18 protein-coding genes are annotated in these 20,581 nt (G+C 31.7%); 6 read left to right on the top strand and 12 right to left on the bottom strand.

The window, feature by feature from the left end; genetic code table 11:
- Window positions 1–198: 198 nt before the first annotated feature.
- The 11 genes from ACEN2I_RS05600 to ACEN2I_RS05550 form a co-directional block, all read right to left on the bottom strand.
- Window positions 199–663 (bottom strand): JAB domain-containing protein, encoded by a 465-nt coding sequence (locus ACEN2I_RS05600; RefSeq protein WP_441765105.1) that lies wholly within the window; start codon window positions 661–663, stop codon window positions 199–201.
- Between the two features lie 737 nt (window positions 664–1,400).
- Complete coding sequence (locus tag ACEN2I_RS05595) at window positions 1,401–2,309, bottom strand: DUF5655 domain-containing protein (RefSeq protein WP_441765104.1); 909 nt, start codon at window positions 2,307–2,309, stop codon at window positions 1,401–1,403.
- 46 nt (window positions 2,310–2,355) lie between these two features.
- Entirely contained in the window at window positions 2,356–5,439 is a 3,084-nt protein-coding gene (locus tag ACEN2I_RS05590; RefSeq protein WP_441765103.1) for a type I restriction endonuclease subunit R, read from the bottom strand.
- 4 nt (window positions 5,440–5,443) lie between these two features.
- Window positions 5,444–7,657 (bottom strand): GmrSD restriction endonuclease domain-containing protein, encoded by a 2,214-nt coding sequence (locus ACEN2I_RS05585; RefSeq protein ID WP_441765102.1) that lies wholly within the window; start codon window positions 7,655–7,657, stop codon window positions 5,444–5,446.
- 4 nt (window positions 7,658–7,661) lie between these two features.
- Window positions 7,662–9,461, bottom strand: a complete 1,800-nt coding sequence (locus tag ACEN2I_RS05580) for a DUF262 domain-containing protein (RefSeq protein WP_441765101.1) — start codon at window positions 9,459–9,461, stop codon at window positions 7,662–7,664.
- A 15-nt stretch (window positions 9,462–9,476) separates the two neighbouring features.
- Window positions 9,477–10,826, bottom strand: a complete 1,350-nt coding sequence (locus ACEN2I_RS05575; protein ID WP_441765100.1) for a restriction endonuclease subunit S — start codon at window positions 10,824–10,826, stop codon at window positions 9,477–9,479.
- Between the two features lies 1 nt (window position 10,827).
- Window positions 10,828–13,176: a type I restriction-modification system subunit M gene (locus ACEN2I_RS05570; RefSeq protein WP_441765099.1), complete on the bottom strand. Its 2,349-nt coding sequence runs from the start codon at window positions 13,174–13,176 to the stop codon at window positions 10,828–10,830.
- Between the two features lie 456 nt (window positions 13,177–13,632).
- Window positions 13,633–14,034 carry a hypothetical protein gene (locus tag ACEN2I_RS05565; RefSeq protein ID WP_441765098.1) on the bottom strand — a complete coding sequence of 134 codons (402 nt, stop codon included), beginning with the start codon at window positions 14,032–14,034 and terminating at the stop codon, window positions 13,633–13,635.
- 23 nt (window positions 14,035–14,057) lie between these two features.
- Window positions 14,058–14,291 (bottom strand): hypothetical protein, encoded by a 234-nt coding sequence (locus ACEN2I_RS05560; protein ID WP_441765097.1) that lies wholly within the window; start codon window positions 14,289–14,291, stop codon window positions 14,058–14,060.
- A 107-nt stretch (window positions 14,292–14,398) separates the two neighbouring features.
- The gene (locus ACEN2I_RS05555) at window positions 14,399–14,656 is read right to left on the bottom strand and encodes a hypothetical protein (protein WP_441765096.1); all 258 of its coding nucleotides are present in this window, start codon (window positions 14,654–14,656) and stop codon (window positions 14,399–14,401) included.
- Window positions 14,657–14,748: 92 nt separating this feature from the next.
- Window positions 14,749–15,165 carry a helix-turn-helix domain-containing protein gene (locus ACEN2I_RS05550; protein WP_441765095.1) on the bottom strand — a complete coding sequence of 139 codons (417 nt, stop codon included), beginning with the start codon at window positions 15,163–15,165 and terminating at the stop codon, window positions 14,749–14,751.
- Between the two features lie 173 nt (window positions 15,166–15,338).
- Between ACEN2I_RS05550 and ACEN2I_RS05545 the strand changes: the two genes are divergently transcribed.
- From ACEN2I_RS05545 to ACEN2I_RS05520, 6 genes are read left to right on the top strand one after another with little or no spacing between them, the layout of a single operon-like run.
- Complete coding sequence (locus ACEN2I_RS05545; RefSeq protein ID WP_441765094.1) at window positions 15,339–16,976, top strand: hypothetical protein; 1,638 nt, start codon at window positions 15,339–15,341, stop codon at window positions 16,974–16,976.
- Window positions 16,977–16,987: 11 nt separating this feature from the next.
- Complete coding sequence (locus ACEN2I_RS05540) at window positions 16,988–17,434, top strand: hypothetical protein (RefSeq protein WP_441765093.1); 447 nt, start codon at window positions 16,988–16,990, stop codon at window positions 17,432–17,434.
- Window positions 17,395–17,823, top strand: coding sequence for a hypothetical protein (locus tag ACEN2I_RS05535; protein WP_441765092.1), 429 nt, complete (start codon window positions 17,395–17,397; stop codon window positions 17,821–17,823). Before ACEN2I_RS05540 ends, ACEN2I_RS05535 begins: the two co-directional genes overlap by 40 nt.
- A complete protein-coding gene (locus tag ACEN2I_RS05530; RefSeq protein ID WP_441765091.1) occupies window positions 17,810–18,172 on the top strand; it encodes a hypothetical protein in 363 nt (120 codons plus the stop codon). Before ACEN2I_RS05535 ends, ACEN2I_RS05530 begins: the two co-directional genes overlap by 14 nt.
- A gap of 11 nt (window positions 18,173–18,183) precedes the next feature.
- Window positions 18,184–18,747 (top strand): hypothetical protein, encoded by a 564-nt coding sequence (locus ACEN2I_RS05525; protein ID WP_441765090.1) that lies wholly within the window; start codon window positions 18,184–18,186, stop codon window positions 18,745–18,747.
- Window positions 18,748–18,799: 52 nt separating this feature from the next.
- Window positions 18,800–19,144, top strand: a complete 345-nt coding sequence (locus ACEN2I_RS05520; protein WP_441765089.1) for a hypothetical protein — start codon at window positions 18,800–18,802, stop codon at window positions 19,142–19,144.
- A 247-nt stretch (window positions 19,145–19,391) separates the two neighbouring features.
- Here ACEN2I_RS05520 and ACEN2I_RS05515 read toward each other — a convergent pair whose 3' ends face one another.
- Entirely contained in the window at window positions 19,392–20,549 is a 1,158-nt protein-coding gene (locus tag ACEN2I_RS05515; RefSeq protein ID WP_441765088.1) for an IS3 family transposase, read from the bottom strand.
- Window positions 20,550–20,581: the final 32 nt, after the last annotated feature.

Below are 20,581 nucleotides of genomic sequence, written 5' to 3'. Positions count from 1 at the left end.
GCCTGAGAATCAATAATTATAAGGCTTTTACTTTCGCCGAGTAGGAAGCATTAAAATATCTAACCATTTTATTGATTTTATTGCAGATTATTACGCTTGCGTCTTAAAATATATTTTGAAAACTCCTTAATTACGTGAGTACCTTTTTAGAGATATTAACAATGGTTTGAATTTAATCATTATTGTTTATAATGGCGCCTATAAAGCGCCTTCATCAGCAAAGGAATAATAAGATTCGGCAGTTATAATCAATGAATCCAATAATGTTATATCAAGAAGTCTTCCGGCTTCTTTTACTTTTCGGGTTATCTGTTTATCGGCTTCAGAAGCTATGAGGTTTCCTGAAGGATGATTGTGAATCATCATTAAAGATGTAGCATTTGCCTTAAGAGCTGACGAGAATATTAATCTAATATCTACAACAGTTCCGGCAATTCCTCCGGAAGAGATTTCGTAAATTCCAAGTGCCTTGTGAGCTTGATTCAAAAGTAATACTTTGAACTGCTCGAAGAATTCTATTTTATTATGATCCCAAGCTGAAAGAACAAGTTTATATGCATCTTTTGAAGATTTGATTTGTGGTCTTTCAGAGTTTTTTACTTTTGTTTTATAAGTCAGTTCAATTTCAGATACATTCTGCCAGTTTTGATTTAAAGTTTCCATAATTTCTATATTTTAAATTAATTATGGAACATTTCCGGGAATCGCCTAGCAAGCGCAAAAAGCAACGCAATAAAGCAGGAATTTTTTCCTGCATTTATGGGGGGATTTTTTGCAAGCGCCCGCAGGAGATTCTCGAACTTTGTGACGAAATTAAATAAGATATTAAGAAGAATAAAAAGCCGTTTGATTTAGCCCTAACGCGACACTTCTCGAACCATTTTCATGATGATTTAAAAAAAATAAATATTTAGTGTAATGATAAAAAGGTTTAATGTTAGGGAAGTCAGGATAAAAATGAGCTTTTGAATGAATAAGGATTTTATCTAAAAAAAAAGCTCCAGTTAGAAATATTTTAACGATTTTGCTTAAGGGGTTAAAGTAGATGTTTCTATTTGTTTTCCGGAAAAGCTCATCATAATATAGACGAACACGTTCACCCAAATCAGTTAATCTATAAAATAATTTTATTTCTCCACCTCTGAATTCATGATCATATTAAGGAAGCGATTATTGCTATGATGCTGTGGAGGTTCATGTTATAAATATACTGAAATAAAATTTCCATCAATAGTTTTTTGTCGTAGTAAATCAGTATGTGAATATCTATCGCAATGGATTTATTAGTGATAACATAATTTTAAGCGGACTGAATACAGTTTAACATTGTTGAGAGTAACATAGTTTGTAACCGCCAAACATTTGGACTTCCGCCTGCTTAGAAGGCAGGTGATCAATATTTATAGGATTGCTTGTTTAATCAGACTCATAATATACTCAATATTTGCGGTATTTGTTGCAATAGTTTCATAATCACCATTTCCCCAATGACCTGTTTCTGAAACATCTTTCATTAGCCCTTTAGGATCGTCTAATTGGCCTTTTTTTAGGTTGATAAAGATTTTAATTCCTTTTTTAAGGATAACAATATCGGCGATATTTTTATTTTTTTTGAAAGCAACATATAGTTTTTTAGGTACAATCTCAACATCATCTGTAAGGTTTAAAATGGCATTTTTGAACAATTCATACAATTCTATAATTTCCTCCGAAGAACCTTTTAAATGATCTTCTTCTGTATAAACTTTGATTTCGTCAGTGACTGACTTTATTAAACTATTTTGGTTTGTTAATGGTTTAATACTCTCTGCTGATTTCGTTTTCTTGATCGGGTTGATACTAATTAAATCATTTTCATAGCGTTTAACTTCCCATAATTCAATGGCAATATCTTTGAAGTTCGTCGCCAACCGTTGGTTTTCGGTAAAACTGGGAGAAACAAAAACAACTCTTGTTTGTGACCAATCTACCGAAGAACTATGTATCGATTTTTTTAAAGTTTCATTATAAGTTAATATGAAATCTGCTTTATTTTCCAGCATTAAACTTAAATAAGTAAAACCCTGATCCACTACGCTTACGTTTTTATCTCGTTTATATTCTATGATGACAAATGCTTTGGATTGCGGGTCATAGCCTAAAGTATCTATACGTTTTCCTTTTATCACAAATTCTGAATTCACCATTTCTAAACTCATTAATTCAGTAAGATTCTTTTCAAATAAGGTTTGAATTTCTTTCTCCAATTTAAAAGGTTTTTCTTTTAATAAAGATAAAGTTCTTGTGTTTTTGGATTGGTATAAATTCATAATTTGTTATTAAAAATATTACTGTTTAAGAATCGAACTTGACATATCACAAATTTGCTCCGACCATTCGTTTCATAGTATCCAAAAATGCTTGATGAAAAGCATCATCCTTTGCATATAAGCGGTACAAGTCTAATTCGGTTTTTCTTTGTTTAGACATTACTTCATCGAGAATTTTTCGAAAGGCTAAATCTCTATTGGTTACATCACCATTATCGGCAACTTTTGTTTGATAATCTGGATGTGCCTGAATGTATTTTCCAAGAGTTACAAATTTTATCCTTTGGTCTTCAGGTGTAGCTTCCCAACCTTGAAACCATTTTTCATTGAAGCTATTGATAATTAAATCTAATGGATCAATTTCTTCACCATCACTATGAGCCCCTCTCGGATTTGGGTTTTGCGGATCGAGTTCCGTTTCGTTTGCATCTAAAATGATGGACTCATTTAGTTTAACCCGTTCCAATCCATAAGTGGATAAGTCAACTGAATTTAGCAACTCGTCTAACGCATCCACAGAACTATCTGTGACAACTAATTTTGGAATTAAAAACTTTAAGAACCAAAATAATTTCTCCCAATTCAAAACTTCATAAGGAAGAATAGAAGCCATTTGACCATAAATTTTTACAAACTGTTTGGCCTTGATTTTAAAGTCGGCCTTTTCGCTATCTTCTAATTCCAGTTGAAAATTGAACCTATCAGAAGAAATATCAATTATTGCACTCAATTCCTGAGCATCTACTTTATTGAAATATTTTGTTACAAAATCTTCAACTTCATACCACTCATAAACCCCAACTTCATCCAATACTCCTTTTATCTCATGCAGTACATTCACATCGGTAGCACTGTTTAAAGAAGTAGCAGTATAAAATGGATCAAACGATTCTTTAATTTCGTCTACAGAATTAAAGAAATCCAAAACAAACAAATCTTCTGTTTTTTTACCCAATTTGTCGGCGGATCTGTTCAATCGTGATAATGCCTGAACAGCCAAAACACCTTGCAGTTTTTTGTCAACATACATGGCTGTTAACTTAGGTTGATCAAAACCTGTTAAATATTTATTAGCCACAACAAGAATTTTATACTCATCCATGTTAAAATATCTTGCAATCTTATCGCTTATATAACCTGGATCTGATGGTTTTGCAGTATCTAAATGGGGTGGAAAATCATTTAAACTATCTTCCGTATACTCGATGCCATCAATAGTTTTTTTGCCCGAAAAAGCTATGGTAATCTGAAACGGATTCCCTTTGTCTTTCAATATGTTTTTAAGCGCAAAGTAATATTTAATAGCTGATTCAATACTTTGTGTAACCACCATAGCTTTGGCTTTACCTTTCAGTTTCTTTTTGTTGACAATATTACTGATGAAGTGATCAAACATGATTTCGGCCTTGGTCGCTATCGTTTGTTTATCACGTTCTACATAAGCTCTTAATTTTTTCTGAGCTTTTGTCGTATCAAATAAAGGATTATCTTCTATTGATTTTTCTATTTCGTAATAACTCTTATAAGTTGTATAATTCGCCAGTACATCCAAAATAAAACCTTCTTCTATGGCTTGCTTCATGGAATACAAATGAAAGGGCTTAAAAGAAGCATCTTCCTGCGGAACACCAAACTTTTCTAGCGTATTATTTTTTGGTGTAGCCGTAAAAGCCAAATAAGATGCATTGCCACGCATCTTTCTCGAACGCATGGCTTCTAAGATTTTATCCTGTGGGTCAATTTCTTCCTCGGTTTCAGTATTCACTTTTCCCATGGCTCTATTCATATTGTCAGATGCCGAACCACTTTGACTGCTGTGAGCTTCATCAATAATGACAGCAAAACGTTTATCGCTCAAATCGGCAATTCCATCAATAATAAAAGGAAATTTTTGAATGGTGGTAATGATAATACGTTTACCGCTTTCCAGGCTTTCTTTCAGTTCTTTGGAAGAATATGCGGGAGCCACTATATTTTTTACTTCTGAGAATTCTTTAATGTTTTCTCGTAGTTGTTTATCCAATAATCGTCTGTCTGTAACCACAATTACTGAATCAAATAAAGGGTTAGAAATACCTTTGCTTCCCGGAATGGCATCGCTTTCAGGATAGGTTTCAATCAATTGATACGCTACCCACGTAATCGAATTCGATTTTCCGGAACCAGCTGAATGTTGTATTAAATAGTTCTGACCGACACCTTTTATACTTGCGTCAGCGATGATTTTTCGAACCACATTCATTTGATGATATCGCGGGAAGAATAAGTTTCGTTTAATCAATCCGTCTTTTTCTGAGCCGTCAAAACGGACAAAGTGCTGAATGATATTCGCCACGCTTTCACGGGTTAATACTTCATCCCATAGATAGGAAGTTTTATGGCCAAATGGATTAGGAGGATTGCCTTTGCCATGATTGTGTCCTAAATTAAAAGGTAGAAAGAACGTATTGCTACTATCTAATTTTGTGGTCATATACACTTCGTCGGTATCCACGGCAAAGTGAACCACGCAACGGCCAAAGTTTAACAATGGTTGCGTTATATCTCTTTTGAATTTATATTGATTTTGCCCGTGTACTTTGGCATTTTGTCCTGTCCAATGGTTTTTGAGCTCCATAGTGGAGAAAGGCAGACCATTGATAAACATTACCATGTCTATTTCCTCTCTTGGATTGGTTAACGAGTATCTGATTTGTCTTGTTACGCTAAATTCGTTTTTCTCAAAATTCTCTTTTACCGATTGGCTACTGCTTGCCAACGGCAACACATAAAACAACGTAAAATGTGCATCATCCACTTCCAAACCTTTACGCAACAAACGAAGTACGCCATATTTCTTAATCATTCTATCCAAACGATCCAGTATCTTTAACTTCCAATCGTTTTGTTTTTGGATTTTGCTTAATTCATCCTTTTGGGTGTTTTCCAGAAAGTGCCAAAAACGAACTTCATCAATGGCATATTTGGCATTGAAGTCGTTCGAATAACCAATGTAATAGCCATTTCCTGAACGGTATAATTCTTCTCGTTCTTGAATATGTCCTTCTTGCTTTAGATCTTCTAGACAAGAACCAGTAAGTTTTTTTTCTATGGTTGATTCTAGTGCGACTTCATTGGTTTGTGATTGCATAATATTATTCTTTTGACCAATGTAATAAATTGGCTAGGTTTTTTTTAATGGATTTATAATTATGTTGAGTCCATATCCCATGATAATTATTATAGCCAAAGTTATATCTCCATTGTTGATTGTATTTTTGAAATATTTGATTGTCATTAAAAAGTGAAAAAACGCCACTATTGGGATTATTGTTAAATATTCCAAAATTCCAATTATTATTCCAATTCCATTCTCCTTCAAGTCTAGTATTTAAAATATAATAAATATATAATTGTTTTTTTGAAGATGCTTCGGATGCAATATCATTTTCACTTTCATAATTTTTAATAAATGACCTTTGTTTGTTTACAAAGAACATATCAAGGTCATTATCCGGATTTAAAATCCTATCATAAACATAATTTAAAAATCCTTCCTTTCTAAACCATTGGTAAGAAACTAAAATTCTATCATTCTCTTTATAATAAATATCCGTATTTAAAAAATTACCCCAAATTGTGTTTTGATTATTCAATAATTCTTTATAATGATGTGCAACTTTTCTAAATATGTTATGCGAAAACTTTTTATTTTGTTCAATTACAATTTTGTTAGTTAAGTTTATAAGATGAGATATTCTACCTTCGGTTTCTTTAAAATCTTCACATACCCAAAATAAATTTTCAAGTTCAATCCTGTTTTCTGCAGTTTTAAGTAACTGAAATTTTAAATTTTCTTCGTCATTTAATAAAGAAATTGAGATTCCTTTTAAATCTAAAATACTTATAATATCTTGATTATCATTCATAATTGAAATCAAATCAATAGCATTTAATAACTGAACATCAGGAGTTTTACCTACAGTTGCGTCTTGCCTTAAATTGTAAAAAAAACGGATTACTCTAAATAAATTTAATACATCACCATTTTTAATATATGCAATATGATTATTTGTGTAATGTAAAATTGGTAAGATCCTAAATAATTGATTTTGATTAATGTAATTGTCTCTTGGTGACAACCAATCTAAATTCAATAAGTCAAATCTTTTGTATAAATTATAATTTTGTTTTAACTCATCTATATGATTTAAAAAATCTTCATATAAGTATTTTAAAGAATTAAAATATTTTTCGATTACTTCAATATTCAAATATTTAATCGGAAGTTTGATATCACTATCAGATTTTATTATTTGTTTTAACTCCGAATTCTTTCCGTTAATTGAATCTAAATTTTTACCATCTTTTATCATTTCGATAATAACAACCCATCTTAAAAATTCATTAAAACCTTTGTCAGCTGAATTTTTATTGAATTTTTTGTTTCTTTTTTTCCAAAAGAAATCTTGCCATTCTTCCCATTTTTTACTCCATTCTAATTGGTTTATCTTAACATCATTTGATTCAAATAATTTAGCTCTAATGTTTTCATTATCTGCTAATTGCTGACCTCTAGAGTTCATCGTAATGTATAATTCTTCTCCTTGAGAAGTTTCTTCTGTTTTAAAATGCCAAAATTTTATATGATTTTGTATGTAGTCAAAATAATTATTTGGTTCATCTTTAAAGTATTCGTGAATTTTAATAAATGTTCCAGCAAATTCTTCTGAACCAACAATTGATTTGATTGTGACATCATTTTTATAATTTGATAAAAACCAGTTTTTAGATGAAATATTTATTAGATCGGATAGTGTATTTACATTACTTATTACGTCAATAAAAAAATTATGAGTAAGTGTTCTAACTCTATAATCAAAGGCAATATGCTCAAGATTTTTATTAAATCTGAATAATTCTTCAAATTCTATTTTTCTGTTTTCCTTGATAGACAAATAAAAAAGTAAAAGAAATAAAGTTGTAAATCTTTGTTGTCCATCTATTAAATAAACATCTTTGTTAATATCATTATATACATAATAATCGGGTCTATATGAATATAAAAAACCAATATTTATTGCGTTTGAACTAATTCCTAAATTTAGCATCATAGATTTTATTGAATCTTTAGCAGTGTTATCAGCTTGATTCAATAATTCGTTTAACAAATCAATTTTATTTTTTGATTGTTTGCTGATTTCATGGTTTTTATTAAATCCTTCTTTAATATCTATAAAAAAGGTATCAAGTATATTCTGAAAATTCAAACCCCAAACGTACTCTCTTTGTATTTCAGGAACAATTAAGTTATAGTCTTTAATAAGCTCTTTGATAGAAACTTCTTCCATTGATTTCTTTTGACTCATAATTTTAATTGTTTAAGAAGTTTTTAAGTTCTAATGAAATTCTACTTGCATTTGCTTTTATATCTTCATTAGTCCAATGTTCATAATCGTTATTGTTGTTTTTTAAATCATTGAAATATCTCACAAATACTTTAAAAGTATGTGGCTGAATAAAGTTTCCATTATTAAAAAATTCAATAATCCTTGAACGTTTTTTTGAGTACAATGAATTGCTAATACTCCTGTTTAAAGAAGAATATAGTAAAACTAAATTCCCTATTGAATTTATCTTTATTGAACCAATATGGTTATCTATAAATTGATTCATATCATTTATATAATCCACATTCTCTTTTTTAGTTTCAAATTCATCTAAATCAAACTGTTTTCCATCTTTTACAATGTTTTTATTTAAAAATGCAACGTAGTCTTTTCGTTCTTTTATTTTCTCAGGGTTTTGTGGAAAGATATGTTCTATATCATTGCTTGATTTAGTGAAAGCCTTTGGAGGTAAAAATGGCTGGTTTTCTTTAAGGCAATGAATAATATCCATGACAATTAATGCAGAAACTAGTTTTCCTGATTCTTTATGATACCAATTTATATCACTATTTTCAAAATCAATTAAATCATCTTCGACTAATAATGAACTTTTTATTATGTTTTTTAGCTTATTACAAAATTCATTTCTAGTTTCTGATGATTCCCAATATTCCCAAATTACAGCAAAATTAATCTCCCTCTTTTGTCTTTGATTAAAAATATAACCAAGAAAATGATATATTTCTCTATCTTGAAACCAATCTTGTAATGTGCTATTAAGTTTTATTAATTCTTTATATAAACCTAAAGCATTATTATTGTTTTGTTCGATTAACTCTAACGTTAGCTTTTTTTCCTTCTTTTTCTCTGCAAAAAGCAGGTATAATACATTGATTGGATATTTTTCATCATTAAATAATTTGTTACCAACACCAATTTCTTCAGAGCGAATATTTACAAATTTTGAAAAATAATTCTTAATATTATCTTGACTCCACCAATTATTTATTTGGTCTAATTCCCATCCAATTTTTACTCTTCTTTCATTTACTCGAACAATATTTTTAATGTCTGCTTCTCTTTTTCCTTCTTCTTGCGCTACTCTAGTTATTAAAATTGCTCGAATTAAATCAGCGCCATCTAATGCAATTCTTTTTGAATTTAGGTTTCCAAATATTTTTTCTTCGCTTGTATTTGCATCGTCAATTTTATTGATGATAACTTTTACATGTTTTAAAAGTTTGGTTTTATAAAGTTCTTTGTCAAACGAAGGGGTTTCATTTATTTTAGCGCTAAACCAAATTTCTATTGTTTCATATACATTATATATGTGGTAAATGTCTTGATGGTCATAATTAGGATTGCTTTCACTAAAAAAATCCCAACTATGGTCAGGAAATATAGCTTCATTATTGGTAATTATTTCATTAAGAAATTTATTAGTTTCTTCTCTAATAGAGTTATTAGGAAATCTAACTTTGTTGTATACTAATGTTTTTTGATTCAAATAAGCCAGTAAAATAGTTAATGTTGTAAGTCTTTGTTGACCATCTATAACATTAAAGTAATTGTCTTTTTGAACAATTGTTATGTTTTGCAAACAATAGAATTTGGTGTCGGCATGTTCAAAATTATAAATATCATTCAATAATTTTATTACATGCTTGGATTCCCATTTATAACCTCTTTGATACAATGGTATGTTAAAGAATTCTTTAGATTGCTCTTTTAAATAACCATCATCTGAAAACACTTCTTCAACACTATATAACAATTGACTCATATGTTTTTATTTTTCTTAACTAACTTTTACTTTCCCAGTTACAACCTCATCTATCAAACTCATTTTATACTCCTTCAACTTCTCAATCTCTTGCTTTTTTAGGGAAATGGCTATGTCAATTTTTTTTGTAGAATTATCTAAATGATTTACTATTTCTAATTGTTCGCTTTTTGGTGGAACTAAAACTGATAATCCTTTTAAAATAGATTGAGTTATACTGTAAACCTTTACTCCCTTTACTTTTGCTTGTATTTGACTTCTAAAAACAAGTGAGTCAAATTCATAAGCAATAAATCTAGAAATTATATTATCACTTGGTCTTGCAATCACTGTATGATAGCCTGCAAATACTTGCTCTTTACTATTTAAATATGTAAAATTTCCAGATCCTTGTAAATCTTCGGATGTATCTGCAAATACAAAATCTCCTTCATTTATTAATGAACTTGAATTATTTATTAAGTAATCTGGATGAACACATTTCAGTTTATGGATTTCTGGATTTACTTCAAAACCAAATTTTGAATGTATTTCGCCATAATTAACACACAATATGCCTTCGTCAGTTAAATTTTCCTTTGTTATAGTTAATCCTTTGCCAAGTTTGAAAGTGTTTCTAAATCTTTTAATTTCCCAATGCTCCGGAATCTCCCCAATCCATTTTACACCACTTTCTTTTAGTTTTGCATTTGGGTTTAAACCTCTTGTAACTGCTTTATGAATCAGAATTTGACGACGTTCTTTGAGTAGTTCTATTTGGTTCTGTTTAAGGGTAACGGCTTGGTCTATCTTGGCAGTTTTGTCGTCAAGAAAATTGGCTATTGTTGCTTGTTCTGAGAGATTTGGAAATGGCAATTTCATCGAGCGTAAATCATCTCTTGAAACTTTTAGCCTCAAAGTGTTATATTTTCCTTCCCCCCGGTCAATAGCAATTAACCCTTTTCCAAGACTATACAAAACGCCTTGAACTGTTTTGCATCTAAATAAATACTCATAAAACTTGGAAGTATGAGAATTATTAAGACCTCCATGGTATGTATAATAAACAGGGCTTACACAGCCAAAATAGTTAGAAACACCAACTGCTCCCACAATCATATTCATACTATTAAACACTAAATCGCCTTTATAAGCTAACTTATACTGGGTAAAATCATCTTTAAATCGGTCTAAATTTGTAGTTTTTTCAGCATACAAAGTAACACCTTTGTCAATGGAAAGTGATAGTATCTCTTTACTCTTGATTGGTTGATTTTTTTCATTACGCTCTATTAAAATATTTTTAAAGGATTTAATTTCCCAATGCTCCGGAATCTCCCCCAACCATTCCACACCGCTGTTTTTATATTGGTCGTATTTTTTCATCTTACCAATTTAAAATTTCAGCGATTAAACCATCGCTTTCTTTTTCTAAAGCCAAAATATCTGCTGTTACTGCTTTAATGGCACGCAAAGGTTTACGTTGGTAGAAATATTTGTTAAAACTTATATCATAACCAATCTTAGTTGCATCAAGATTAATCCAAGCTTCACCTACATGTGGTTTTACTTCTCTTAAAAAGTAGCTATAAACATTTTCCTTTAGTGGTATGTTTTCGGTATCTCGCAAATCGCTTTCCGTTTCATAAGTTAGGTATTCCCCTTTTTTGGGTGTTGGGAAATAGCCATAATCAGGCAATTCTTTTTCTTTACAATTCAAATGTGTCAAGACTTTTTCTAATTTATCCCCAGTTAACTTTACAATGCCTTTTACCACTTTTTCGGCTTCGACATCATAATTACTTACAGCATTGAGTATCATATTTTTCTCTGAAGCAGAAAGTTTCATTTTTTCAGATTTGATTACCTCGTCTATTTGTGTGCGCAATTTATTGAAATCAGTAAATTCTTGTGTTCCTATTTTTTGCAGTAATTGCAAACCATTGTCCAATAAGAATTTTTGCTTTTCCCAAAGGGTTTTGCTTGTCAGTGCGATTGCTTGTTTGCTGTTTAAATTCAGTTCTTGCTTTTCTGCCCAATGTATTAGCTCTTTTTTATGCTTTGCAATATCGGTATAAACTTCTTCACCATACGTTTCATAAGCATAAACCATGGCTTCCTTTAATGACTTGTCATAACGTAATTCTTCAATCCTTTCTTTGGTAAATTGCGCTTTTAGACGTTTAGGTCTTTCGATAGTCACTTTATGGTAACCAAAATCACTATTATCAAATACTTTTGAGGCAATACTATCGTCTGTACTACGTTCAATTGGTTTTAAATCGGTATAAGTCTTCACTATTTCTGTTATGTGTTCGGGGGCAAATTCGCAGTTTTTATTTCCTAAACTCTTACGCAGTTTGCGGTATAATTGTCCGGCATCAATCAGTTGCACTTTGCCTTTTCGGTTAGCGGTTTTGTTGTTGCTCAATATCCAAATATAAGTGGCAATGCCTGTATTGTAAAACAAGTTGTTCGGCATTTGTACAATGGCTTCCAACCAGTCGTTTTCAATAATGTAACGGCGAATGTTGCTTTCGCCACCACCAGCGTCACCAGTAAATAAGCTGCTTCCGTTATGTACAGAAGCAATTCGAGTTCCGGTCTTGCTATGCGAAAGCGGTTTCATTTTGCTTACCATTTCCATCAGGAATAGCAACTGTCCATCGGATGAACGTGGAATGGCATCGACATCTTCTTCAACACCCCAATAGTTTTTCAGGCGAATTTGAAAACGGGAATCAATTACATCTTTTCCATCCTTAATATATTTTTGTTCACTTGCCCATGATTTCCCATAAGGCGGATTGGACAACATAAAATCGAAAGTAGTTCCTCGAAATTCATCAGTAGATAAGGTAGAACCAACACGGATATTCTCGGGATTATTCCCTTTAATCATCATGTCCGATTTGCAAATGGCATAGGTTTCATCGTTGATTTCTTTTCCGTACAAATAAACATCGGAGTTTATCGCACGTATTTCGCCATCTTCATCTTTAATGAAATTTTGCGCTTCAGTAAGCATACCACCGCTACCACATGCCGGGTCATAAATCGTCATAACGGGTTGAAGGTTGTTCTTGATTGGATCAAAAATTATATGTGTCATCAGGTCAATAACTTCACGAGGCGTAAAGTGCTCTCCAGCTTCCTCATTGTTATCCTCATTGAACTTTCGAATTAACTCTTCAAAAACATAACCCATTCCCAAGTTAGAAAGGGCGTGTAGTTTCCTACCGTTGCTGTCGTTTTTTTCGAAAGGCGTAAGGTTGATATCGGGAGAAGTAAATTTTTCCAGCACATCAAGTAAAACATCCTTAGTAGCCATGTGTCGGATTTGGCTTTTAAGTTTGAATTTTTCTATGATTTCTTTTACATTGCCACTAAAACCATTCAAATAATCTTCAAAATTTGCCTGTAATAATTGTTGACTGTTGGTAGCGGTATCGTGCAATCGTTGTAATGTCCATTCGCTTACATTATAGAATACATAGCCAGAAGCTTCTCTCAATCCATTTTCATCCCATTCGGTAAATCCTGCTTCATCGCGTTGAAATGCCAATTCTTCCATTACGGCATCTTTTGTCGGCTCAAGCAATGCATCCAATCGACGTAAAACAACCATAGGCAATATTACATCACGGTATTTTCCACGAACGTAAACATCTCGCAAACAGTCGTCTGCTATTGACCATATAAAAGAAACTAATTTGTTGTGTACGGCTGTATTCATTTTTAATTTTGGTATTTCGTAATCAACCAAACGTATCAAAATTAAATGAGTTTAACAAGTTTTAATTTGAATGTAAATTCCACTGATATTGACCACCCAATTCATGCAGTTGCATATGTCCATACTAAAGCTTATTGTCTCTTTGGCTGGAGAATTACTTAAACTTTTCAAAAAGCTCAAGAAATTATTTTCAATGTGTTTTGAAAGTATAAGCTTTTTAAAATCAAATGAATAAATTATAGAAAAAAGAAGTGTACTTTTTCAAAAATTATACTTTTAAAATCCATCAAATTCTGACTGCCTTTGGGAACATTTTTGTGTATATCTTGGGGGAGTCATGGTAATCAAAAACTCTTTAATTGTTTGTGCATAAAGAGTTCAATAAAAATTGCTTCGTTATTTTAAAGTTAAAATCAAAACTCTTTTCAAAAGATTGGAGGTTTCAGACTATAAAACTTATTTTATACGTTCTGCAGTAAAACTTTCTGCAATAACGTACGGCTGTTTAAGATAAAAATCATTCGGACTTACATCTTCGTTTCCAAATATCAAAATTTTGCTTTTTTGCCTATGTGCGTAGCGTTTGTCATCTCCAGTTACTTCATGGGTAACTTTAAATTTAAGGTTGTGTTTCGTACAAACTTCTCTAATGGGATTGCCTATCGACTTGGGAATACTTATATTTCTTTTGCTGAAAAGCCTATAATTCTCTTCACTGTTCCATAAAATGTCAGGGACAGTAATCCAGTTTCCGGTCTCTTTTTCAAGTATCATAGAAATATCAGCAATAAATTGATTAAGATCTTTGGGTACTCCAATTATTTCACATTCAAGTTCATTATGATTGTAGAAAAGCAATGCTGGATGTTTATCTAAAATTTTTAATTTAGTATATGGCAGGAGAATATTCCAAAAGAACCATTATATTTCTCAGTATTTCTGGAAATTATTTTCCACTCTTCATGTTCAACTGGAATATCATAACTGGTTTGATTAATTGAAAAAATCATCTCCACAGTATTATCCGATGTTTTGAAGTTGAATGATTCAAGTTTAAAATCACAGTTGTGATAAAAATCATCGGTTTGTGTCCTTTTAATTAAATCTTCTATCATTGAGCCTTTAGTTATAATTATTATATCAAGATTGTTATATGTAAATTAATTAGTAATCAGTCAAAAATAATTTCGTTTCTATCTCTATCAATTGAAGTAAAAAAATACTACTTAACAGTGCTGAGTAATCTAATAATATCATTTACGTTATGACAAGAAATATAATCTAATATATAATTTTCTGCATCTTTTTTTAGGTCTGTAGAAGTTGAAAAAGTGTTTACATAGAAATCTTCATTTTCATCTTCAATATGAATAATTTCTGTATAGCCTTTAGTAATTAATGTCCCTTTTAGTTTTAATACTTTAAGCTCACTTTCCCTGTCAATTTCTTTCTTTACTCTTAGCTTTATAGTTTTATTCATGGTATTTTATTTTATAATTTATGCAATTATTTGCCAACAAAAAAGAGACTCGAAAGTCTCTTTTTGGAATTAATATATCTTTTATAAAAGCGTTATTTTGCTTTTAGTAGTTTTTCCAAATATTCAACTTTATCTTGCTCGGCTTTCAATAATCTTTCGTAAAGTTTTTTATTCTCGTCTACGGATTCCATTAATTTATCTAAAGGATTAAAGTGACAAACATTGTGAGCCCCTATTGGTCCCTGATTAATACTATTGTCACTAAAATTATTGAAATAATTAAATACTCCTTCTTCCGAGAAATTTTTAATTGCTTCAACACTCACACCTAAAGCCTTTGCTACTTCGATAAGTTTTTCTTCTTCTATAGTTTCGCTGTTTTCCATAATAGAAATAGCCTGCTGATTTGTTCCCATAGCCTGTGCCAATGCTTCCTGCTTCATGTCTTTTAGTTCACGAATACGACTGATTTTTCGTCCTATGTGATTTGGTTTTGTTAGTGTACTCATAGCTCAAAGATAATAATTAAGAATAAAAAAGTAAGTCCTATGTATGATATAGAAATAGTCTTGTACGGTACAATACAAATTGATACGGTACAGTACGACTAATCACTTACTTGCTTGTGTGTTAGACAAAAATACAATTTTTCACACAAGTATTAATTAAAAAAATTAAAATTATGAGTAGTGCAATTCAATTTCAAGATCAGAAAGAATTGGAGAATGCCGTTAGAGAGCTCCAATCATTTATGGACATTACAGCGGTCACCCTGCATGAGGCAGAGACCGCAGGTAAAAGAGGTTATATACTTACTATAATCCTAAGGGAAGATTCACAGCAGATTGCATCGGAAATGTATGATTGGGCGGATAAGGTTTTAAAAAAATATCTGTCCGTTCCTTATGTAATTATAAATCTATGGGATGTACTGCATCGATTAAAGCATGGGAGTTTGTATTATCTAAAGTGGTATTTATCAAACATAAGCCTGTTTAAAAACGAGGAGTTTGATTTTAAGATTAAAAAAGATATTCCCACTGTATCTGTTCTGCTTAAAAAAGCAATAAAGAAAAACAGCGGGCTTTTAGCCAAAGCAGAATCATTAAGAAGAGGTTCCCAGCATTATGAAGGAACAAATAACCATTATATGGCACTATATACAATCCATCAGGCGGTAAACCTTCTTTTTGGTATAATCGGAGAACTGGTCATGGGAAAATCTCATTCGAATCATTATACACTAGATCACTTAAACATGATAAAGGACTATGCACCAATTTTGAAGCAGGTGTTCAATACTGATCATGATAAGGATAAAGAAATTGCCGATTTACTTGATAGAGCAAGGATTGAATTTCCTTATGGAGGCAAAACAAAGATTAAGAAAGATAGGGTTAAAGAAGCACAAAAGAAACTTTACCGCATCTTAAAAGATTCTAAAAAGATCTTTCAAGACCAGCTTTCTTACTGCGAGGAAAAATCCGTTTTTTTTATTGAGACAAAACTGAATAAAGATACTTTAAACGATGGAGTAATCGACTATGAGAAGCTTGTTAGTGATACCGTTACGTCTTATCTTAAAACTGAGGCAGTTTATTGTTTTGGAACAGCGGAAAAAAGGGTTAAACACTTTTATCTATTAGTGCTTGTCAAAGAAACTAAAGTAAATGCAGTGCATGATCTGGCTGATATTATTAAAAGCAGAACCAAAGAGCAGTGCACCGCAACACTTTTGATTCATCATATTTCAGAGCTTAAGAGCGCAACAGGCGATCAGAAGTATTTCTTTTTGAATGTTATAAAAAATGCAAAAGCTTTGTTTAAAAAAGAATCTGCTGTTCCGGAATTTGGAGATCTTCCAGTCCGCAGTATAACATCAGCAAAAGAATACCTGTGCTATAGAAATATTGTGGTAAACAATATGGAAAAATGGCAGGAAGATTATGAATGGGCATGTTATGCTCCCCTTAAAGGTTTGATGCTCCATACTATGGCAGAACAGATCTGTCTTGGGATGATCCGTTTGTTTATGGGGTATTCTCCAAATCATTTTTCCCTTTCTTATCTATTAGAAATCTGCGATCATTTTAACCCTGAAATAAGCAGTTACTTTCCGAGGGTTACAGAGCAGGACAAAAACTTGTTTACGATATTAAGCAGATCATATGCTCAGCTAAGATACAGCGGTGCAGATACTTTTTCTGAAGAGGATATGAATCTTTTACAGGATAGATACAATGATTTTGCGGGTTTCTGCACAGCTGTTGTAAAAGACGAATTAGGACGCATCGAGAACCTGATTTCGGATGAACCTTAAATAGGCAGATCATGTATTATAATATTTTAACAACGAAAGACCATCCTAAATATCGGGCAGTCAAAAAAACAGTGAAACTCTTAGTAGAGTTTGTAGAAGCTGAATGCATTTTCTTTTCAGAGTCTGCTGTAGAATCAAAAACAGGGATTCTGACAATTGTTGTGAGCAAAAAAAGCCCCCATTACTATGACGATGTTGTCTTCCATTTATGGAAAGTAATTGAAAACTACAATACTTTTTCATTCTGTTTTTTTGACAGGGAGTGTATAAAGAGAGAAGTCGGAAAAGGAAATTTATTTTTTCTTTTCAATTGTAAAGAAACAGATCTTGTGTATAGAAACACTGGAGGAAAACCTGTTCTGGATATAAAAAAATTAAATGTGAAACGGCTTTTGAAAAGACTGTTGCAAATTATCAAATGTGGATATCAGAGGCCAATACTATTGGCAGGGATTTAAAATACCACCGTGGAAACGAGAATCATTTAATGGCATTGTATGTTATACATGAGCAGTTTCGATATCTTTTTATTAATGCCTCATGGATTCTAACGGGTGAATGGGTGATAGATGGAAGCATTTCAGACCAGCAGGAGCGTATTGCGAAGTTTAATAGTGTCTTAGGCAACACTTTTGATTTAGATAACAAAGAAGAGAAAGAAGTTTTAAGAAAGCTTGATCTTGCCCGAAAAGCTGTCCAATGGGGAGAGGAAATTGAACCGCTAACTGCAGAAATTGTTGAATCAGCATATGAAAAAATGCAGTGGATGATGAGTGAAGTTAAAACAATGTATCAGCAGTATGCTGAGCAAACCAAAAAAATATTTAAAGAATATGGAAACCAATGAAAATAAAAAGGCGGATGATTTTATCAAAGAACTGAAAAGGAGTTTTTATTTTAGAACATTGATACCGCAGAGAGAAAATGAAGGTATTTATCATGCAGATATAAGATTTACGAGCTACATAAAACTCATTTATACAGTACAGGATCTGCTCAAAATAGCACTTCACACACTGGAGAATTCAGATCTTGAGAATTCCAGCCAGATCGAAGATCCCGCTTTTCATCTTACGAGTATTTTGGAAATTGCAATACAGCTACTTCCGTGCAGTGAAGTGGAAGGGCTTGATAAACTGCATAAGCTTTATTTAGAGATTAATAGTGAAAATAAAAGTGAACAAATGGATAACTAATTTTTTAAATCATGAAAAAGAAGAAAAAAAACTTTGAGACCAAGTTCTGGGCTGGATTTGAGGCAGGAAATCTATTTGAAGCATCTGATGCCCTTTTTGATTTTGCACATCTTGACTACTATAAGCGAAATTTAACGCAGGCAGTACTGTACAGCTTTAAAGAAGAAATCTGCAGTAATGATAGACCAAGCGAGATTTTTATATTCTATAAAGCAATATGCTCATTTTTGAAAACATACTACTCCCTGCATAAAAAAAGCAGTAAATGGAGAGTGAAAGAGTCAGTCCGCACCGAAAATGTATTTCATCTCACTTCATTGACAAAGCAGGAATATGATAATCCTTTTACAGTATTTCGAAAGGCATTTGCAGAGAAAAGCCTTAAGGAGTTTGAATTTTTCCTTTCTGAAATAGTGAGTCTTTCATTATCTCCATACAAAGAAGTGGGCGATATTGACCTTACAACTCCGTATATCCATTTAATAAAAATGCTTGATGCGGGAGAGCTGATGCGTGAAAGAGGGCTTGAAAAAATAAAAAAAGTTAATGAATCTAAAGAGAATGCCGAATGCTGAAATTACTGTATAATTTCAGAGATGCTTGATTTAATAAATAAAATATATTGATATGAAAAAAAATAAAATCAAATTAAATGATCTGGTTGCAAATCCGGAGCATTACTTTATAATGCTTAAACCTGCATCAAAAATGCGAAACGATATACACAATCTCGAAATAAATGTTCAGGGATATTCAGACTTGTTTTGTATGATTATGGATTTACTCAAAGCAGGAATGCTTGCATTAGACGGAATGGAAGTTAGTACCAATAATAGTCCAAGGCATGTTGAAAGATACGTTTACAGTCTGCTGAGGATAATAGAAATGCTTATCCCATTGGAAGAGGCAGATTTACTGGACATGCTTTACAGAAAATATTTAAAAGAAAATAAAAAAAGCACTACGAACTAATCTATGTCCAATTATAATTTTAATAAAACGCCGACTTCGGAGGCGTTTTCCAGCCCCGCAGGGCAAGTTGTTTTGAGATGCTGAATTCATTTCAAGCATCTCAAAACACAACTTGCCGTTGTCCCGTGACAACTTATTTAGGAATGGATTTAATTGAAAGGGCTTAATGCCCTTTTTTATTATAATCGTTATAAGATATTATGGCTATGCAAACAATGCATTGCCAGATTATTAATATACAATATGATTATATAAAATGTAATCTATCAAATTCTTCGATTGTTTTATAGTCTAAAAATGTATGCCTTCTTTCTTTATTATACCAATTTTCAATATATTCATATACATCAGCTCTCATCTGTTTCCTGGATAGGAGTTTGTTCCCTTTAATTAATTCTCTTTTAAAAGAGCTGAAAAAACTTTCACAAACGGCATTGTCAGTATGATTTTGCCTGCGACTCATACTACGTATTACACACTTATAAGAGTCTAATGTAGTGGCGAAAATTTTATTAGCATATTGAACACCTCTATCAGAATGAAAGATTAAATCTTTAGTAATTTTCCTGTTCTTAACTGCGATTTTCCAAGCTGGTAAAATTGTTGCTTTGGTACTCATTTTGGTGCTTAAAATCCATCCTATTATTTTTCTGTCGAATAAATCCATTATAATGGTAAGATATAAAAAGCCTTTTGTTGTTTGTATATATGTTATGTCTGAAACCCAAGCTTTAGCAGACTCACTAACGGTAAATTCTCTATTTAAAACATTTGGAACTACATAGTAATTATGATGTGAATCAGTTGTTACCTTGAACTTTCTTTTAACTTTTCTGCGCAAGCCCAACATTCTCATGTATTTTTTTACTGATGAGTTTTTTATTTTAAACCCTCTGCTTTGTAGCTCTTTTGTAATTTTGGTACATCCATATTCTCGTTTAAATTCATAATATATGGATGTAATTTCTTGTTTTAATAAAATTACTCGAGATTCTGTATCTGTAAGTTCTTGTTTTTTTCTTCTGTAATATGTAGTTTCTGAGACTTGTAATGCAGCTAACATTTTTGCTATTGAAAATTCGGATTTATTGTTTTCAATAAATTCTTTAGTCATTGCTTTTCCTTGAAAAACATATTTGGTCCCTTTACTTAAAATATCGAGTGTGATTTTTGAATTTTTAATTTTCTTTTCAAGGTCAGTGATTATGGCTTTTTCAGGAGTCAATTTAGGGTGACCCGATCCACAAAAACTTCCTGTTCCAAATTTTTCAAAGTCTTTTCGCCATTTATACAAATAATCTGGAGCTATTCCCAACTCTCTTGCAAGGCTTGCAGTTTCCCTCTTTCCTCGCTTATAACTTAATTTAACTGCATTTTCTTTGAAAGTACGTTCGTATTTTCTCATAGTTAGAAGTTTGATAATTTACAGCAGAATGT

The sequence above is a fragment of the Flavobacterium sp. W22_SRS_FK3 genome, from assembly GCF_052113665.1.
In the GTDB taxonomy this organism is placed as follows: Bacteria; Bacteroidota; Bacteroidia; order Flavobacteriales; family Flavobacteriaceae; genus Flavobacterium.
Note: the sequence above shows the minus strand (reverse complement) of the source record. Positions and strands in the feature narration are given on the sequence as shown.

What these genes read in the sequence shown, in the direction of transcription:
- ACEN2I_RS05600 (WP_441765105.1), bottom strand. Translation starts at nt 663, where the DNA reads ATGGAAACTTTAAATCAAAACTGGCAGAATGTATCTGAAATTGAACTG.
- ACEN2I_RS05595 (WP_441765104.1), bottom strand. Translation starts at nt 2,309, where the DNA reads ATGAATTTATACCAATCCAAAAACACAAGAACTTTATCTTTATTAAAA.
- ACEN2I_RS05590 (WP_441765103.1), bottom strand. Translation starts at nt 5,439, where the DNA reads ATGCAATCACAAACCAATGAAGTCGCACTAGAATCAACCATAGAAAAA.
- ACEN2I_RS05585 (WP_441765102.1), bottom strand. Translation starts at nt 7,657, where the DNA reads ATGAGTCAAAAGAAATCAATGGAAGAAGTTTCTATCAAAGAGCTTATT.
- ACEN2I_RS05580 (WP_441765101.1), bottom strand. Translation starts at nt 9,461, where the DNA reads ATGAGTCAATTGTTATATAGTGTTGAAGAAGTGTTTTCAGATGATGGT.
- ACEN2I_RS05575 (WP_441765100.1), bottom strand. Translation starts at nt 10,826, where the DNA reads ATGAAAAAATACGACCAATATAAAAACAGCGGTGTGGAATGGTTGGGG.
- ACEN2I_RS05570 (WP_441765099.1), bottom strand. Translation starts at nt 13,176, where the DNA reads ATGAATACAGCCGTACACAACAAATTAGTTTCTTTTATATGGTCAATA.
- ACEN2I_RS05560 (WP_441765097.1), bottom strand. Translation starts at nt 14,291, where the DNA reads ATGATAGAAGATTTAATTAAAAGGACACAAACCGATGATTTTTATCAC.
- ACEN2I_RS05555 (WP_441765096.1), bottom strand. Translation starts at nt 14,656, where the DNA reads ATGAATAAAACTATAAAGCTAAGAGTAAAGAAAGAAATTGACAGGGAA.
- ACEN2I_RS05550 (WP_441765095.1), bottom strand. Translation starts at nt 15,165, where the DNA reads ATGAGTACACTAACAAAACCAAATCACATAGGACGAAAAATCAGTCGT.
- ACEN2I_RS05545 (WP_441765094.1), top strand. Translation starts at nt 15,339, where the DNA reads ATGAGTAGTGCAATTCAATTTCAAGATCAGAAAGAATTGGAGAATGCC.
- ACEN2I_RS05540 (WP_441765093.1), top strand. Translation starts at nt 16,988, where the DNA reads ATGTATTATAATATTTTAACAACGAAAGACCATCCTAAATATCGGGCA.
- ACEN2I_RS05535 (WP_441765092.1), top strand. Translation starts at nt 17,395, where the DNA reads ATGTGGATATCAGAGGCCAATACTATTGGCAGGGATTTAAAATACCAC.
- ACEN2I_RS05530 (WP_441765091.1), top strand. Translation starts at nt 17,810, where the DNA reads ATGGAAACCAATGAAAATAAAAAGGCGGATGATTTTATCAAAGAACTG.
- ACEN2I_RS05525 (WP_441765090.1), top strand. Translation starts at nt 18,184, where the DNA reads ATGAAAAAGAAGAAAAAAAACTTTGAGACCAAGTTCTGGGCTGGATTT.
- ACEN2I_RS05520 (WP_441765089.1), top strand. Translation starts at nt 18,800, where the DNA reads ATGAAAAAAAATAAAATCAAATTAAATGATCTGGTTGCAAATCCGGAG.
- ACEN2I_RS05515 (WP_441765088.1), bottom strand. Translation starts at nt 20,549, where the DNA reads ATGAGAAAATACGAACGTACTTTCAAAGAAAATGCAGTTAAATTAAGT.